The following is a 1,569-nucleotide window of genomic DNA, read 5'->3' on the forward strand; positions in this document are numbered from 1 at the left end:
ATACAGAATCCGAGCGCCGCTTTCAACAAAACTTAGCTCGCATTAGTCGCGATCGCACTACCTTCATCATCGCCCACCGCCTCTCTACAGTGCGCAATGCTGACTGCATCCTTGTCCTAGACCGAGGCATTCTGGTCGAGAAAGGCAACCATGAGGAACTCATGGATCGTCAAGGTCTTTACTATCATCTAGCACAGCAGCAGCTAGATCTTTAATAGATCATTAACTAGTGCTCATTAGTCATTAGTTATTAGTTATTAGTTATTTAGTCATTAGTCATTTGTAAATTCCAATAGACCCTGGTTAGTCACAAAGGACTAATGACTAAGAAAATTTGAAGCTACCTATCACTATATCAAACTATGTAAAAATTTGCCAATTTGGCAACACAGTGATGTGAAAAGGACTAATGACTAATGACTAATGATTAATGAAATTTGAAGCTAGCTATCACTATGTCAAGCTTTGTAAAAAGCTGCCAAAAATCTGCCAATTTAGCAACATACTCAGATGAAATTGATCTTTTATCAGAAAAGTGGAAAAGCCCTGTGTGAATAGAAGGGGAGAAAAACGTGTTCAGATATGGCTCCACACCCATTTCGTAACCACTGTTTAGAATCCCCTGAGAATCCTCCATGACGGACACTCACAGGATTGTTTAATTCCAATTCCTTTGTTTAATTCACTCCCATGCACCCAACCATTGGTGAGACGGAGGTAACTTGGAGAGCCTAACCCTAGGGTCAGTCCTGCTCAAGTCCACATCTGACAGCGTGCTCAGCCAAGCGGTTTGACCGACCGACGGCTACTTAAAGGGGAAGGGTTTAAGTTCTGATCTCGGGGTGCATTGAAGCTATCTGAAAAAGGGGCAAGTAGAGTCAGGTAATGCCAAAGATTTCGGTCTGCGCAACAATGCCAAACTCCCCCCGGGAAGCTAAGGGCAGCAAGAGAATTGGTCGCTTTCTTTCCCAAAACATTGGTCATTTCCCTAAAATGTTAATTTAGCGTGATCTACCACCATGACACAAGCAAAACCAATAAACTCCCCACCTGAGGCGGCTACGAGTCGTCAAGGTAACGTCGTTTTAATGCCATCAGGTCGCCTGAGACCTGATTATGACCAAGAGGCAGCCTCACCCAGCACAGAGGTAGGAACCAATACTGCCAATGCTCCTATTACGTCCAAATGGTCAACCTCCATACAAACTACCCTTGACCAGCCTCCGGCGAACCTTCCCCGGCTGTTGATGTTGGGTGGATTAAGCTTCTGTACGATATTTGTGGCTTGGGCAACGTTTGGGCAGATTGATGAAGTCGGTAAAGCTCATGGAAGCTTAGTGCCAAAAGGGGACGTTTATAAAGTTGACCCGATTGAGCCAGGCAAGATTGCTAGTATTAAGGTCAAAGAAGGGCAAGCGGTTAAAGCTGGGGAAGTCTTGGTGGAACTGGATACAGAGCTTGCCACTCCTGAAGTAGAGTGTTTAGAGAACGTTGTGAATACAGACCGCATGAGTTTAGATGGAATGCAAGTACTGCTTGAAAGAACCCGTCGGGAAGCAGAAACTCGTG

1 protein-coding gene and 1 pseudogene are annotated in these 1,569 nt (G+C 44.9%); both read left to right on the plus strand.

Annotation, left to right across the window (positions count from 1 at the left end):
- A pseudogene (locus F6K49_RS47660) lies at nt 1-215 on the plus strand (hypothetical protein); the annotation flags it as partial.
- Nucleotides 216-1,019: 804 nt separating this feature from the next.
- Nucleotides 1,020-1,569 (plus strand): biotin/lipoyl-binding protein (locus tag F6K49_RS47665; protein WP_293109573.1); only part of this gene is annotated, 550 nt, incomplete at its 3' end.

The sequence above is a fragment of the Moorena sp. SIO3I6 genome (genome assembly GCF_010672095.1).